Here is a 14704-nt window from a genome sequence, read left to right as displayed (position 1 = left end):
TTTTTATTCGGAATAAGACTTCGTTTGTTGCATCTCAACCAAGCCGCCCGCGTTATGAAGGTTGGTAAACCCCTGTGATTGCAGGTACTGATACGCTTGCCCTGAGCGATTGCCGCTTCGGCAGTAGAGCACGATCTGCGTGTCTTTATCGACATTAGCAAAGTGTTTGTCTAACTCTGAAAGTGGGAAGTTAACTGCATTGTCCAAGTGACCATCGGCAAACTCTTGTGGCGTGCGTACATCGACAATCATTGCGCCTTGCTCAATCCATTGCCAACCTTGCTCTGCTCGTTCAGAAGCCAATACCGATGGTGCGGTGAAAGCTAAGCTCAAACAAGTGAATACAATCGGAAGTAGTTTTTTCATTGAGTTCCTTTCCTCAAGGTCAATTACCCTTAATCGTTCTGATGGAGATTATACGTGCGATTATCAAACTTCGATGTGGCACCAGTCGAAATGTCGTAACTCAGCGTGTTATGACTTCAATCCTAACATGGCACCAAACACCAATAACCCAGCACCACAAGCTTGATTCAACCTATGTTTCACGCGCAGTAATAAGCTCTGTAATCGCGGAGAGGTAAACAAGATGGCAACCATAGAAAACCAAATCCCGTGTAGCGCAATCATGTAGACACCGTAACCCAAAGCAAGGTGTTGCGATTCTGCATTCGGGTCGATAACTTGGCTAAAGATACTCAAGAAGAACAACATGGTTTTTGGGTTAAGTACGTTGCACAAAAAGCCTTGGAAAAAGAACTGCCAAATGGAGATGCTTTGTTGTGTTTCCCCCTCTATCTTCTGCTGAGAGTCAGTCCCAAAAATCCCTTTTAATCCTAGATAGATCAGATAAGCCGCACCGAGGTAGCGAATCAAACTGAACAACCATTCGTTCTGTGAGATTAAGTAACTGATACCAAGCAATGAATAGGTAATGTGCACCGAAATCGCAAGACTAATGCCCACGGCACTCCAAATTCCCGCTTGTCTGCCATTGTTGAGGCTGTTTCTAAGAACCAATACAAAATCAGCTCCGGGACTTATAACGATGAGTATGCCTAATAAGGCAAGGCTGAAAAGCTCCATAGTGTTTCCTGTTTCTTCGTTGTTATTAATGGGGCAATTGTAGGTCGAGAGTTCGGAGACTATAATCGAAACAAATTCCGCTAAGTGTGAGAAAAAGTCACAGATGAGGCATCTTAAATCCTTCCATGTTTTCCATGTCGCGGCATCGTCTGCGAGTTTTAGTGAAGCAGCAAACAAGCTCAATATTACGCATGGTGCAGTGAGTAAGCAGATTAAAGTGTTGGAAACCTATCTGGCTCAACCTCTGTTCTACAAACAGGGGCGTAATATGCTGCTCACTAAAGAGGGGGAGATGCTGAAAAGCTACACCGAGCAAGCATTCCAAGCGTTGGAAACTGGCGTGAACAAGCTGGTGCAGGAAAAGCATCAATACCTTGAAGTCTCTTGTGAGCCAACGTTAACCATGCGTTGGTTGATGCCAAGGCTTTCCGCGTTTAATGATGATTGTGACGCAGATGTTCGTCTTTCGACTGCGGGAGGACCTGTAACGCTTGGCTCGACGGGGCTTGCTATGGCGATTCGTCGAGATGACTTTGAGCCTTTGTATCACTACCCAAAAACCAAGTTAGTGGAAGAGTGGGTGGGTCCCGTGTTTTCACCCGACTACTGGCAGCAAGTAAAAAGTGATTTGAACTCCGTGAAGCTATTACACAGCCAAACCAGACCTGAAGCTTGGCAAGAATGGATTCAGCGCTCTGGTGAAGCGTCGATAAACGGAAAAGCAGAACAGTCTTTCGCGCATTTCTATTTTTGCATTCAAGCTGCAGTCGACGGTTTAGGTGCGGCGATGGGCTCTTATCCTCTGGTGATGGATGACCTCAAACGTGGCAACCTCGTTGCACCATTTGGTTTTGTGCCGTCAGGGCATGACTATGTCTTATTGACTCAAGACAAAGCACGCTCTGAACTGGAGCGAAAATTTGTGCTTTGGCTACAAACCCAAATGGCGGAGTGTGTGCCTTGCGCCTAAGAAATACAGCGAGATCCTAGTCAGGGCGCGTTGAGTTACCTAGAGTTGATGAACACGTGCTACACAATGGAAACTTAGGAAATGGAAAACCTCAATATTGTTGAAATTAAATCTTTTGTTCCGGCGAAAGATTACGAGCTATCAAAGCGCTTTTATCAGGCGTTGGGGTTTGAGATGCCTTCGGATTTTGGTGGTGTGGCGTACTTCTTCAAGGGCAGTTGTTCATTCTTGCTACAAGATTTTTATGAGCCAAAACACTGCAATAATTTCATGATGCATTTGTTGGTGGAAGATGTTGCCAGCTGGCATGAACATGTTTCGAATGTCGATCTGGCGTCATTCGGAGCCAAGGTGACAGAGCTGGTTGATCAACCTTGGAAGATGCGAGAATTCTGTTTGCACGATCCTAGTGGCGTGCTGTGGCGCATTAGCCAGAATATCGATTAATTTCAACTATATAAAAACAACAAAGGGAGCGAGCGGCTCCCTTTGTTTTTGAAGCTCTAGTGTAAAAGTGCGTACATAGCGCCGCGATTGGCAGTTGGGTTCTCGGTGTAAATCCAATCCAAAAACTCAGTCGTGTTCTTTCCTACCTTAGGACAATAAAGATCTTTGTTTGCCCCTTGCTGTATCAGCCATTTAAACGCTTCGAAATCATCATGAATGATGGCGGAGTGCAGAGGCGGACTGTTACTTTCGTTCAGCCAATTTACGTCAAACCCATGTGCGATTAAGGTGTTTGCCATACGAAAGCGGCTATGACTGTCACCACTTAGAATCGACGAAATGCCATATTGATACTCGACTAAGCTTAGTAAATCTTGCGAAACGCCAAACGTCTCAAAATAGAATAAGCAATCTTCGCTATCAAACACCGGAACATCATTCCCTAATGCACACAGCATCATTCGCTCTTCTGTGAGTGAATGCTTCAAAAACAGTGCGAATGAAGTTGTGATAAACGAAAGGATAAAAACTGTGGTTCTAATTGCTGTATTGATTTCCATATCTACCTGTATTTAAAAAATAAAAAGCCGCAAGCGCACCTGACACTTGTTGGCATTAGGTAAACTTGGAAACGGTTTAATTGTGGAAATAAGGTGTCATTACGCGGTTTACGCAGCCATGGTTTGGCGTTCTTCTTCTAGCAACCAGCCGTACCACCAACTCATGAACTCAAGGGTCACAACTGGGTAGGGATTTTGGTCAAATGGGATGTTATTGATAAATGCCAGCTTGCCTTTGCCAACCACTTCATCAACCAATTGAAGCCCGCCATCGTCATAGTCTTTCATGATAGTTCGTCCTTTTTATCATTCGGAAAACTATACATTACAGAGTTCTCTAACCTGCAATACGGCATTGTACAAAGAGCCAAAAATGAAAATGCTATTATCAATAAAAAAGCATTTTTAATCAGATATTTATGGTTATTCACTTGTTAGTGAATAATGGTTTATGAAGTCAACTAAGTCAGTAACTTGGCTTGGTTCGGTGAATCGAGATCCAATTTTGATTTCGTGGCGGCACAATGTGAAATTGTGCAAAAAGCGATAAATACTTTGCCACTGTTGTATTCGAGCCAAACTGAGGTGAGATGCGTAGCTAGGTTGAAGCCATTCGGTATAGCGTTGCCAGAAGCGCGAATTCCAATCTGGATGTGTGGGGAAAAGGGAGTGAATCGCGGAATCATCGAGCTCGCCTTTTTTGGTCAATAAACCCAAGCCGATTTGCCCAGTGCATTTTCAATATTTACTCGTCGCCATGTTTCATCCCACCAGCTCATGTTTTGTTTACCGCTGTTGTTAATGTCGTACGCGTTGCGCGAGGCAACATGGCAGTAGTACAGATGTATGCTTCCACTGATTACAGTTGGTGTAAATGCGGTAATCGCAGCGCCGCGAATAAAGCTTTTGGCGGCTAGATGAGCACGTCAGAAATTAAAGCATACAGTGTTGGTTGAGGGGCTTATGGCACTTTTCTTACTGTGGTTCAACTTGTGAAAAATCCCCGAACATCGAGGATTTTAAAATAAAAGAATCAGTTTATGATGCAGCGGCCGCTTTTGTTAAGCTGTCAGAATAGAGCATGAACAAGTAGACACCCCATACTCCCACGCCGACTAATATTCCTATGTTAATTCTATTCAATAGCTTTTTCGCAGCTTTAGTCTTGACTTGAATCTCAATGAAAACACCATCAAGTGAACTGCTACTGTTTTCCATATTGTTCTCGTTGGTCGTAGATTCGGCAATAATAGAAAGAGCTTTCTTCGCACTCGTTTCGCAATCATTAATAGCAACGATTTTGTGTCTTAGATTCAGAACCACAAGAAAAACAGCTAAAAGCATCGCAGCAACAATCAGTACCGCTGACATTGGATTCCAGCTACGAAGCAGGCTTGTTCCAAGAATAACTACAGGGATTGATAGAGCCTTCGCCTGATTATCGTGAATGATCGCATTTATTTTTTCAAAATACTCAATTTTAGCGGTCTCGATTTCTCGTGTGAACTTGTCAATGGAGTATTTGGAAGTGTAAAACTCATAGCCAATATCAAAGTTTTCAATGAAGTCAGTAGGCTTCATTATAATAGACAATAGGCCATTCTTGTCGCCAAGCTTAATTCTACCTTTGAGTGTTTTCAGTAAAGCAGATTTACAAACCAGTTTCTTCTCAACAGTGTAAGCATCGTCCTGCTTTTTAAAGCCTAGTTCCTTAGCTGGAAATTCTGTTAGCTCATCAAAGTTTAGCTTTGTGTCTTTAGAACTAATCACAAACTCATGTGATTTGATCTTCTTTTGTTCCTCAATTTCTTCGATAAGAAAAAAACAAACCTCATTATAGTTGGAGCTATAGATATAGTTCCTCGTTAGTGATTTGAACAAGTTCAGCCAGCTTTGCAAAGATTCAAATCTTCTCGCTATTTCGGCATGAGAGTCGCCTGGCGTAGCAAAGAAGAAATCTCTGTGTTTTGCTTTAAGCTCGCCTTTGATGGCGAGCTTAAAGTAATCATTGAACATTGCCTGATAGTTTTGATAAATATGATTAACACCATCAGTAGCCACTACTAGAGTAGTGATGTACTTATCGTCTTTATGTTTCTCCATATCTTCATCCATGATTAAGGACCGACCGTCACCTATATCTCTTAGGGCGTCGATCGTCCCTGCGATTCTATCATCACAGTTAGACAAAAATTGGAAAACCAAATAGCGACCATCTATTTCGGCTTTTTGGCCTGAAACCTGCAGAAGCTGGTTCAGATGTTTCAAAATAGTGCTGTTATTCATTCTCTAATATCGAGTTAATCTTCTGTATTTCTCTTGGATCTTCGATAGTTGTTGTAAATGTCACTTCACCGGTGTCAGAGTTAAACTTGAATTGAAAGTCATCTGGGTCGGTAAACTTACCTATCGATCTCTTTTCCAAAATTAGTTTCGCAAAGCCTACATCGAGGTTAACGTAAACCAATTCCTTTATTATATTGGTCTTTAGTTCAAACTCATCATTTATTTCGTATGGCCCCTCGTTTGCAAAGGTCTCGAACGTGCCGCGAAGTTCTGCATTTTCATCTGGAATGCATCCGTCAACGATTGCAGAGATTTGCGCTAACGTGACAACTTGCCCTTTATGGCCCTCTGAGAAGGTGTATACACTGCTGTTGATTTGGTCACGAATTTTTCTCGTACCAAATTCTTCTTTGTTTTCCTTCCAGAAATCAACCAATGCTTTCTCTACATTTGCACTGCTTGCTTTGTTTGTTATTAGTGCTTCCGCAAACAATGCCTCTTTGAAGTACTCGCGAACGTCGCCCCCGCCACTGATAAAAGTAAGGAAGTTATCGACTTCGTCTTCTTCCTGTCCTTCTTGTGTTTCTTGGGTATTGAATCGTATGAGGTCAACTTGACACCCTTGGACGAATTGTTTCAGATCAATGACATCTGTCTCAGCAATTTGGAAGTCTTCAGTGAACTTGAGTGCACCAGTATTTTTGACCATAAGAACAGAGAAATGTTCTTTGACAATCTCAAGTTCTTCATCAGGATTCTGCACTTCTTCTGTTCCGTCTTCTTGTACGATAACTACTGGGTCTTGTCTAACTCTAAAATGAACAAAAACTATTACTGCGCCTTGTTCTAATCTGGAATTTTTCAGGTGTGGAGCTAACTTCTTTTCGGCGAACGTAGAATGAAAATCTTCAAATGTAAGATCTCCCTTTATATAGCTACCTAATAGAGAAGGGAATTCATGGTTGCTAGGATTACTTTTGAAAGTCGAGTATTCTTTTCCGCCCTGATCGATTTTGAGGTTTGATTTCTGAACAAACTTTTTAACGTTATCGGAACTTGTATCCCAAGCAGAGCCTGCCTCTAATGCCCAAACACGCTCCTCTGTGTTTGCGTCGACACTAGGGGTACCGTTGTAGGCGATAGCACTCACTACTTCAATCATTCGCTTTGACCTGTATTACAAAAAATATGATGTACGGCATTATAATGATTGAGGTCAATATGTAATGCTTTGCTATGAGCTTAATGCAATATTTGATGTGCGTGTAGCATCTTGAAGATTAAGCAAACATACTTATAAACTAATTTGAAACAAATGTTTTATTGTTTTTTGACGATAGAATCACAATTGCCTTTTTGCTTCTTTATTCGAGCCGAAGTTGATGTTTATACCGAGGCAAACTCGTTGCTCTGCTTGGGTTTCAAAACTAAATAGCTAAATGTGTGCCCGGTAATTAAGATCTGTGGTTGAACAAAAGGCCAGCTCTCGCGAACTGACCTTTGAAGAGGGAAGAGTGATAGAGACTTATTGAGGCGCTTTCATCGCTTCAGATTGCTCGCCTGTCATCACGAAGTGCAACTCACCACCCGGTTTGAATTCGGAATGGTCGAAGAAGAAACCGTTATCCAAAGCTTTGCCATTGATGGTGACAGACTTGATGTACATGTTGTCATCGGCGTTGTTCTCTGTGGTGATGGTGAACGTGCCGTCTTTAACCGGAATCACCGCTTTGTCGAATAGCGGACGACCCACAGTGTAGACAGGCTCAGCTGCGTTTACTTGGTAGAAGCCTAATGCAGACATCACATACCAAGCGGACATTGCGCCCACGTCTTCGTTACCAATGACGCCTTCTGGCGCTGCAAAGTACATGTCATCAAGAATGTGGTCGACGACTTGTTGTGTCTTCCATGGTTCTGCGGTCCAGTTGAATAGGTAAGGAATGTGGTGCGAAGGCTCGTTACCAAACGCAACTTGACCAATCAAACCAGACATATCCGGTGTTTCTGTACCTTGGCTTTCTGCGGTGAAGGTGGCTTCTAGGTTTTTCTGGAACTCAGCATCGCCACCCATGATGGTTTTTAAGCCCGCGATGTCATGCGGTACAAACCAAGTCCACTGCCACGCGTTACCTTCGGTGTAGTTGCCTGTTTCGTGTTCTGTGCCGTATGGGTCGAATGGCGTCATGAAGGTTTCATCAATCATCACTGGGCGCATAAAACCCGTCACGCCATGTTCTGCGTATTCTGTTGGGTTGTAATCGAAGTACTTCTTGTAGCCTTTCGAGCGTTCAAGGTATTGCTCTTCCGCTTGAGTATCACCCGCAGCTTTGGCGATTTGCGCGATAGCCCAATCGTAGAACGCGTTTTCTAGACCGTAAGAAACAGACTCAACCGTGTAGTCTTCAAATACTGGCTCACCATCGACACGTTGGATAGCTGGCGTGAAGCCGTTTTTCTCAATGTAGTCGATGTGCTTGGTTAAAGTGCGATCCAATACGCCCTGATCCCAATCGGCTTGCAGTGAAGGGTAGTTGTCGTAAGTCGAAGAGTCGATCGCGGCTTTCAGCGCCAGGTCTTTCTCTTGTTGAGTAAACTCTTCTGGGAATTTGGTGATCGCATCCGCAATCACCGCTACCGCTGGATAGCCGACCATGGTGCCTGTTTCGTCACCTAAGTGCTCCCATTTCGGCAGCAAGCCGCTTTCAGTGTACTTCTGAACTAGGTTCTTCGCGTATTGCACCGCGCGGGTTGGTTCTGTGATGGTTTTTAGTGGGTGTAATGCACGTTGGGTATCCCATAGAGAGTAAACCGAGAAGTTTGGCTGTTCTTCCGTTGCTTGACCGTAAGCGATGGAGTATTCCCCTTCGCCTTCACGAATTGAGCCTTTGCCCATGCCACGGAATCGACCATCCACGTCTTGATGCACCATCGGCGCAATCTTGGTGTGGTAAAGCGCGGTGTAGAAGATCTCTTTCTGATCTTCCGTGCCCCCTTCAATTGAGAAGTTGAGTGCTTTTGCCCATTTCTCACGTGCGTTGTTGCGCGCAGTATCGAAAGAGACATTCGCTTCGGCATCGTAGTTGTTTTCTGCGCCTTGTGGGTCAACCGCAGATAACGCCACTTGCGCATTTAACTCTTGTGAGCCTTCATCTTCAAATTCGATGTAGGCAGTGACGTCCGCTTTGACACGCTTAACTGGATTACCTTGGTCATCGTAAATCAATTCAGAAACGTGCTCTGCCGTTAGGCCGTCAACAGGCTCACCATTAGCAAGGATGTAGACGTCTTTGATCTTCTTATCGAAAGTCGCATAGAAGAAGATTTTTTGGTTTTTCGCCCAACCAGAGAAGTGCGCTGCATCGCGCTCGCCCGTGATGGTATGACCGTCTTCGCTCACCGTCAGTTTGTTGCGCAGAGAGGTCGAACCCCAGTCACTATTTAAGATGGAGTTGAGGTCAATCTTCAGACGTTGTGGTTGACCTTGCGGGTAGGTGTAACGATGGAAGCCGACACGTTCAGAAGCTGTAAGCTCAGCTTTGATACCGTTCTCAGCAATCTTCACAGAGTAGTAACCTGCTTCTGCCACTTCTGAGGTTTTGTCCATCTTGACCGAAATCGCTTCGCGGTAGTCGTCGCTGTCTTCGATGTACTTGGTTTTATCTTCGGTAAACGGCAGGAACAGAATGTCACCTAAGCCGCCCATGCCCGTGCCAGAAAGGTGAGTGTGGGAGAAGCCAAATAGGGTCTTTTTATCGAAGTGGTAACCTGATGAAGAGTGCCAGCCGATCAGCTCGGTATCTGGAGAAAGTTGCACCATGCCTTCTGGCACAACAGGACCCGGGAAGGTGTGTCCGTTAAAGCCGGTACCAATGAATGGGTCGACGTATTTTAGGTTGGAAGTATCGACGCTTGGTGAGGTGTTATCGTCGTCATCGTTGCAGCCAGCCAAACCAATAACACTTGCAATCACAGCGGTTGCGATAGCGGTTTTCGTAAAGTTCATAATCTTGATTCCTTAGGCAGGAAGCGCGTCACTTCCTGCCACTGAGTTAATCTATCTGCTTATTCTTTAAACACGAATTACATAAAACGTTACTGAGCTTGAAGCGCTTCTTGCTTGTCACCCGTCATGACGAAGTGAAGCTCGCCGCCCGCTTTGATTTCGCTGTGTTTGAAGGTGAAGTTGGCATCCAGCGGTTTGCCGTTGATGGTTACAGACTTCACGTACTTGTTGTGTGGGCTGTTGTTGTCTGCGATGACTGTGAACTCGCCGCCTTCGACTGGAATGGTGATTTCATCAAACATAGGACGACCGATGGTGTACACCGGATCCGCAGGCGTCACTTGGTAGAAGCCCATTGCTGACATCAAGTACCAAGAGCTCATCTGACCCACGTCTTCGTTACCAATCAAACCAGTTGGTTCGCTGGTGTACATCTCTGACATGATGCGGTCTAGGTACTCTTGCGCTTTCCATGGCTCATCGGTTAGCGCATATAGGTAAGGAATGTGGTGCGATGGCTCGTTACCGTGCATGTACTGACCGATATAACCCGTTAGGTCTGGCAGCTCTTCGCCTGTGTTTGAAGAACGTGCATTAAATAGCTCGTCCAAATCTTCACGGAAGGCTTTCTCTGGCGTGGTGTCTTTGCCTTGCGCCAAGTCTGCTTGGTAGATTTCTTGTTTCAGACGGTTGAAATCGTGCATTGGTTGGAACTTCCATTGCCACGCGTTCCCTTCGGTGTAGGCAAACTCGTCCACGTAGTAAGGGTCGAATGGTAGCAGCGGGCATTTCTCTTTCATTACGCCAGAGCCTTCTGGCCACTCAACCATTTCACACTCATCCAAACGCTCTTCATCAATTGGTTGGTTGAACTCTAAAGGCGGTTTGTTTGGTGATGAACTCAGCGGATGGTTTTTCGGACGTAAGAAGCCCGTCTCTGCATCCCAATGGTTAAGCCAGTTGTCGGCACGAGTCATAAACTCTTCTTGCAGTTTTACATCGCCAGCCATGCGCGCGATTTCTGCCATTGCCCAGTCACCGTAAGCAAACTCAAGCGTGTAAGACGCACTGTTCCAGTAGCCGTGGTGAACAAAGCCGTTTTCTTCGTACACTTTCACTTGCACAACGTTTGCTGCGCCGATGTTGTTGTCTTCCGTCCAATCTGGGAATTCAGATGCCTCGTGGTAACGCACCGTAAACTCAGCCGCTTCTTTGGCAAGTTGTGGGTCGATGTCTAAGCCTTTCGCCATCGCGTCAGCAATGATAGAAACCGCAGGGAAGCCGATCATAGTGCCCGTGTAATGGCTGTGTAGTTCCCATTTCGGCAAGATGCCACCGTCTTCGTATTTACGAATCAGGTCATTGGCAAACTCTTCGGCACGTTCTGGGTCGATGATGGTTTTCAGTGGGTGCGCAGCGCGGAAGGTATCCCACATGGAGTACACAGAGTAGTTTGGTGTGTCGCCCGCGTCTTTTTGAATGCGAGTACGCATCGCAGGGTATTGGCCGTCGACATCTTGGAAAATCATTGGAGCAATAGAGGCGTGGTAAAGCGCAGTGTAGAAGATCTCTTTCTGATCTTCCGTGCCGCCAGATACCATCATGCGGCTAAGTTCTTGGTGCCATGCGTCGTTGGCTTGAGCGCGCGCAGTATCAAATGACACGTCTTTCGCTTCTGCTTCTAGGTTCTTCTCCGCACCTTCTGTGCCTGTTGGTGACAAGCCTACTTGGATTTCTAGCGGTGTTGATGATGGTGCGAATTCTAGGTAAGCGATGGTTTTCACTGCGTCGATGTTGTCGTTGTTTACATCGATTTCGGTTTCTGCGCCGTCAACCAAAGCGATGGCTTTGACGATAGGTTGGTTGAAGGTGGCGTAGAAGTAAACGTGCTGGTTGTTCGCCCAACCGTTCGAGCTACGTAAACCGCGAATGGTGTAAGCGTCGATGAACTCTAAATCACCCTTCATGGTGCGGTTGTTGAAGTGACCTTTGTTGAGGGTGTGGTCTAAATCGAACTTGATGTGTGGTGTCGTGCCTTCTTTGAAGGTGTAGCGGTGGAAGCCAACACGTTGCGTGGTAGTTAGCTCGGCTTTGATTTCGCCTTTGTTCAGTTCAACCGCGTAGTAACCCGCTTCTGCGGTTTCGTTGTCTTTATCGAAGGTATTGAAAACGGCGTTTTCTTTCTTGGCGAAAGGCAAAACTAAGATGTCACCAAGATCGGTAATGCCTGTGCCAGAAAGGTGAGTGTGGGAGAAGCCATACACTGGGATTTCAGTCAGCTTGCCGTGGTCGAAGTAACCTGCAGCAGAGCCCCAACCTTCCATTTCGGTATCAGGAGAAAGTTGTACCAAACCATAAGGCACAACCGCCCCTGGGAAGGTGTGACCATCTGCGCCTGTACCAATCAATGGATTGACGTATTGAGTTAGTGTGGTGTCGAGGGATGGAGTACCAGATTTGCTGTTGTCGTCATCACTGTTACAACCAGCAAGACCAAACATGGCAGCGAGTATAGCGGTAGAGATAAGGGTTCTTTTTAGTTTCATTTTTATGGTTCCACTGAAGTGAAGTTTTTTAGGGGGCTAGATGCCCCCTTTCGTTATTTGGATGGGTATCGGTTACTGCGCTTTCATCGCTTCAGATTTGTCTGAAGTCATCACGAAATGCAGCTCACCACCGTCTTTCAAATCGCTGTGCGCGAAGCTGAAGTTGTCACTCAATTGTTTGCCATTGATGGTCACCGACTTCACGTAGATGCTCTCTTGGCTGTTATTTTCTGAGGTGATTGTGAATTTACCGTCCGCGACTGGAATCACGGCTTTGTCGAATAGAGGACGACCGATGGTGTAACTTGCTTCGCCCGGTGTGACTTGGTAGAAGCCCAATGCAGACATCACATACCACGCCGACATCTGACCGACGTCTTCGTTACCAATCAGACCTTCATGGGTTGGGTGGTAGAACTCGTTCATCGCTTGATCGACAATTTCTTGTGTCTTCCAAGGCTCAGCCGTCCAGTTGTAAAGGTAAGGCACGTGGTGATCAGGCTCGTTACCCATCACGAACTGACCGATGTAGCCCGACATGTCGTGTGATTGGCTCGTATCGGCGTTGGAGTCCGCATTAAACAGCGCATTCAAGTTAGCGAGGAATGCCGCTTTGCCTTGTTCGGTTACGTCTTCAGGAAGAGAGAAGTCAGTACGGTCGATGTGCTCGCCACCCATCACGTTAGCCAGACCGTTCAAGTTGTGCGGTGCAAACCATGTCCATTGCCATGTATTGCCTTCGGTGAAGTCTTCACCACGGTGCTCGGCGCGGTAAGGCCAGAACACGTCACTTTCGTTGAGTGCTTTGCGGTCTTTACATGCGTTGTAGTCCATACCGTCTGGGATAGACAACGCCATGTTCTCGTCCAAACATTCGGCTTTCAGGTTGTTTGCCCAAACTTTGCTGCCGCTGTTCATGTAAGCCGGACGCATAAAGCCCGTTGCACCCAATGCGTTGCCTTTGGTGTCTTGCAGTTTGCCGTATTGTTCTGGGTTGTAGTCGAAGTAGTTCTTGAACGATTCAGAACGTGCCATGTAGCGGTCGTACTGCTGGTCGTTGCCCGCAAGTTTAGCGATCTGAGCGATACACCAGTCGTAGTATGCGTTCTCAAGACCGTAAGACACTGACTCGTTCACGAGCTCGTCGTATTTATCGACTTTCAAGCCTTCCACGTAACCCGGTTTGTCGCCAGAATCCGGCGCCCATTTGGTGTTAGCTGGAATAAAGCCAACGTCTTCTTGGTAGTCGTTATGACGCGTCATTACTGTGAAGCGTTTGTCACCGTTCCAAGCATCTTGGTAAGGCACCCAGCTTTCAGTTTTATCAAGGTTGAAGTTGACTGTTTCGTCAGCGGCTTTCAATGCCAAATCAAACTCAGCAGTGGTAAAGGCTTCTGGGTGTTTGACCATGATATCGGCGATAACCGAGACCGCAGGATGACCGACCATTTCACCGGTGTAATCCGAGTGCAGTTCCCATTTTGGCAGCACGCCGCCCGTTTGGTATTTGTTCAATAGATCGCGTGCGTGTTCAATCGCGCGGTCTTTGTCGATGATGGTTTTCAGTGGGTGTGCGGCGCGGAAGGTATCCCACATTGAGTACACTGAGTAGTTCACTAAGCCATCTTCTGCTTGGTGCACTTTGCCATCCATGCCACGGTATTTGCCATCCACGTCTTGGTATAGGAATGGGGCAACAAACGTACGGTAGAGCGAGGTGTAGAACATGGTTTTGTCGGCTTTGTTGCCACCTTCCAGTTCAAACTCGCCAAGGATGTTTTCCCAAGCCACGCGGTTTTGTTGTACGACGTTGTCGAAGTCCCAGCCGTTGGTGTCTGCTTCTAGGTTTTTCAGTGCGCCGTCAACGCCAGTACCAGAAATCGCTACTTTGACCACCAATGGCTCATCGCTCTTACCAAAGTTCAAATGCGTCAGGACATCGTTTGCGCGTTTTGCCAAACGTTCTGGGTCAGGTTCTGGCTCGCCCGGCATTGGTTTGTGCTCTGCGTAGCCACGGTAATCTTCCAAGCCGACTTCGGTAGCGTCAGTTGGAGTCAGTTTGCTTTCAGAAGCCAGCTTGGTGTACAGGTTCTCTTCAATGATTGGATCAGAGAATTCTGCCGCGAAGAACACGGTTTGCCATTGACCCCATTCGTTTGAGGTACGCGCGCCTACGACGGTGGTATCGTTAACGCGTTTGTAGTAGATGCTGCGAGAGTGGTTGCCGTATTGCTCCAACAGTTCGTGTTGAAGATCGATACGTACTTTGCGATCTTCACCCGGTTTGAAGGTGTAACGTTGGAACGCCACGCGGTCGGTTGCAGACAGTTCAGCTTTTACGCCAGTTTCCACCAGGTCAACCGAGTAGTAACCAACCTCCGCGACTTCCGAGCTTTTATCCATGGTCACGGCATCAGTATTGAAACCTGTGTATGGCAAGAAAGCGAAGTCGTTTAGGTCGCCTTTACCTGCGCCAGAAATGTGCGTCATTGAGAAACCAGAAAGCAAGCTGTGCACAGGATCGTATTCAACAGGCGAGCCTTTACCATTCCAACCGTTTGGATCGAAGTTATCTGGTGAAGGTTGAATCATACCTTCTGGCATGACTGGAGAAGGGTTAACGTTGCCAAGACCTTTAGTGCCGATCAAGGTATCAACGAATTCCAAAGTAGGGGTAGATATAACTGGAGTTTCTGGATCAGAGTCGCTGCCACAACCAGCAAGACCAAGCATGGCGGTTAACACTGCGGTAGAGAGTAGGGTTCTTTTTAGTTTCATTGTTTTTATTCCACGAGAAAAGGGG

Annotated in this window: 11 protein-coding genes; 2 read left to right on the top strand and 9 right to left on the bottom strand. The window is 46.2% G+C overall.

The features are described 5' to 3' along the window. Positions 1-3: 3 nt before the first annotated feature. Both ATB78_RS01515 and ATB78_RS01510 read right to left on the bottom strand, forming a co-directional pair. Positions 4-366 carry a rhodanese-like domain-containing protein gene (locus ATB78_RS01515; RefSeq protein ID WP_061007615.1) on the bottom strand — a complete coding sequence of 121 codons (363 nt, stop codon included), beginning with the start codon at positions 364-366 and terminating at the stop codon, positions 4-6. Between the two features lie 108 nt (positions 367-474). Next, positions 475-1086 (bottom strand): LysE family transporter, encoded by a 612-nt coding sequence (locus ATB78_RS01510; protein WP_045421755.1) that lies wholly within the window; start codon positions 1084-1086, stop codon positions 475-477. Between the two features lie 103 nt (positions 1087-1189). Between ATB78_RS01510 and ATB78_RS01505 the strand changes: the two genes are divergently transcribed. Further along, positions 1190-2056: a LysR family transcriptional regulator gene (locus tag ATB78_RS01505; protein WP_061007614.1), complete on the top strand. Its 867-nt coding sequence runs from the start codon at positions 1190-1192 to the stop codon at positions 2054-2056. Positions 2057-2137: 81 nt separating this feature from the next. Beyond that, on the top strand, positions 2138-2503 hold the full coding sequence (locus ATB78_RS01500) for a VOC family protein (RefSeq protein WP_009702117.1): 366 nt from the start codon (positions 2138-2140) through the stop codon (positions 2501-2503). Between the two features lie 56 nt (positions 2504-2559). Here ATB78_RS01500 and ATB78_RS01495 read toward each other — a convergent pair whose 3' ends face one another. From ATB78_RS01495 to ATB78_RS01465, 7 genes are all read right to left on the bottom strand, one after another. Then, complete coding sequence (locus ATB78_RS01495) at positions 2560-3063, bottom strand: ankyrin repeat domain-containing protein (protein WP_240537352.1); 504 nt, start codon at positions 3061-3063, stop codon at positions 2560-2562. Between the two features lie 108 nt (positions 3064-3171). Beyond that, on the bottom strand, positions 3172-3351 hold the full coding sequence (locus tag ATB78_RS01490; protein ID WP_039986088.1) for a hypothetical protein: 180 nt from the start codon (positions 3349-3351) through the stop codon (positions 3172-3174). A gap of 750 nt (positions 3352-4101) precedes the next feature. Next, on the bottom strand, positions 4102-5349 hold the full coding sequence (locus ATB78_RS01485; RefSeq protein WP_061007613.1) for a hypothetical protein: 1248 nt from the start codon (positions 5347-5349) through the stop codon (positions 4102-4104). After that, positions 5342-6511 (bottom strand): hypothetical protein, encoded by a 1170-nt coding sequence (locus ATB78_RS01480; protein ID WP_061007612.1) that lies wholly within the window; start codon positions 6509-6511, stop codon positions 5342-5344. Before ATB78_RS01480 ends, ATB78_RS01485 begins: the two co-directional genes overlap by 8 nt. A 363-nt stretch (positions 6512-6874) precedes the next feature. Further along, entirely contained in the window at positions 6875-9355 is a 2481-nt protein-coding gene (locus ATB78_RS01475; protein WP_061007611.1) for a GH92 family glycosyl hydrolase, read from the bottom strand. Between the two features lie 89 nt (positions 9356-9444). Continuing rightward, positions 9445-11901, bottom strand: a complete 2457-nt coding sequence (locus ATB78_RS01470) for a GH92 family glycosyl hydrolase (RefSeq protein WP_061007610.1) — start codon at positions 11899-11901, stop codon at positions 9445-9447. Between the two features lie 72 nt (positions 11902-11973). Further along, positions 11974-14679 (bottom strand): GH92 family glycosyl hydrolase, encoded by a 2706-nt coding sequence (locus ATB78_RS01465; protein ID WP_050933229.1) that lies wholly within the window; start codon positions 14677-14679, stop codon positions 11974-11976. Positions 14680-14704: the final 25 nt, after the last annotated feature.

Origin of the sequence: Vibrio sp. CUB2 (assembly GCF_001557945.1) — a bacterium.
In the GTDB taxonomy this organism is placed as follows: domain Bacteria; phylum Pseudomonadota; class Gammaproteobacteria; order Enterobacterales; family Vibrionaceae; genus Vibrio; species Vibrio owensii.
Note: the sequence above shows the minus strand (reverse complement) of the source record. Positions and strands in the feature narration are given on the sequence as shown.

What these genes read in the sequence shown, in the direction of transcription:
- ATB78_RS01505 (WP_061007614.1), top strand. Translation starts at nt 1,190, where the DNA reads ATGAGGCATCTTAAATCCTTCCATGTTTTCCATGTCGCGGCATCGTCT.
- ATB78_RS01485 (WP_061007613.1), bottom strand. Translation starts at nt 5,349, where the DNA reads ATGAATAACAGCACTATTTTGAAACATCTGAACCAGCTTCTGCAGGTT.
- ATB78_RS01510 (WP_045421755.1), bottom strand. Translation starts at nt 1,086, where the DNA reads ATGGAGCTTTTCAGCCTTGCCTTATTAGGCATACTCATCGTTATAAGT.
- ATB78_RS01515 (WP_061007615.1), bottom strand. Translation starts at nt 366, where the DNA reads ATGAAAAAACTACTTCCGATTGTATTCACTTGTTTGAGCTTAGCTTTC.
- ATB78_RS01480 (WP_061007612.1), bottom strand. Translation starts at nt 6,511, where the DNA reads ATGATTGAAGTAGTGAGTGCTATCGCCTACAACGGTACCCCTAGTGTC.
- ATB78_RS01495 (WP_240537352.1), bottom strand. Translation starts at nt 3,063, where the DNA reads ATGGAAATCAATACAGCAATTAGAACCACAGTTTTTATCCTTTCGTTT.
- ATB78_RS01470 (WP_061007610.1), bottom strand. Translation starts at nt 11,901, where the DNA reads ATGAAACTAAAAAGAACCCTTATCTCTACCGCTATACTCGCTGCCATG.
- ATB78_RS01475 (WP_061007611.1), bottom strand. Translation starts at nt 9,355, where the DNA reads ATGAACTTTACGAAAACCGCTATCGCAACCGCTGTGATTGCAAGTGTT.
- ATB78_RS01500 (WP_009702117.1), top strand. Translation starts at nt 2,138, where the DNA reads ATGGAAAACCTCAATATTGTTGAAATTAAATCTTTTGTTCCGGCGAAA.
- ATB78_RS01465 (WP_050933229.1), bottom strand. Translation starts at nt 14,679, where the DNA reads ATGAAACTAAAAAGAACCCTACTCTCTACCGCAGTGTTAACCGCCATG.
- ATB78_RS01490 (WP_039986088.1), bottom strand. Translation starts at nt 3,351, where the DNA reads ATGAAAGACTATGACGATGGCGGGCTTCAATTGGTTGATGAAGTGGTT.